Below are 422 nucleotides of genomic sequence, written 5' to 3'. Positions count from 1 at the left end.
GCAGCACGTCGTAAAGCGGCTGAAGAAGCGCAGCAACGTACGCTTGAACAAATGCGTCAAATGGCGTCTAAGTACACCGCGGAAGATACTGCTGCAACGATTCGTGTTGTTGATGATTCTCCTCTGGCTGCCGGTCTTGTTGGTCAGGCATATGAAGACTCATTTGCGAAAGAAGACCGCGAAATCAAACGTGGTACGAATACGCCGAGCGCGCGTGCACCGAAAAAAGGTGGTCGTCGTGGTCAGGAAGAGCAAAGCTTCAGCAAACAGCCTAAGCGCGGTTTAAAAACCAGTCAAGGCAACAAGCACGGCTTCGAAAAACCTGTGAAAAAACAGGTTTACGATGTTGAAATCGGTGAAACGATTGTCGTTGCTGACTTAGCTGCGAAAATGGCAGTTAAGGTTCGTGAAGTGATTAAATC

Annotated in this window: 1 pseudogene; it reads left to right on the top strand. The window is 48.6% G+C overall.

Features of this window, described 5'->3' with window-relative positions:
• Positions 1-422 (top strand): annotated as a pseudogene (locus tag EAD96_RS00040) (translation initiation factor IF-2); the annotation flags it as partial.

The organism is Micromonospora sp. BL1 (assembly GCF_003667485.1).
GTDB lineage: Bacteria > Actinomycetota > Actinomycetes > Mycobacteriales > Micromonosporaceae > Micromonospora > Micromonospora tulbaghiae.
This window is presented reverse-complemented; position numbering and strand designations above follow the sequence as displayed.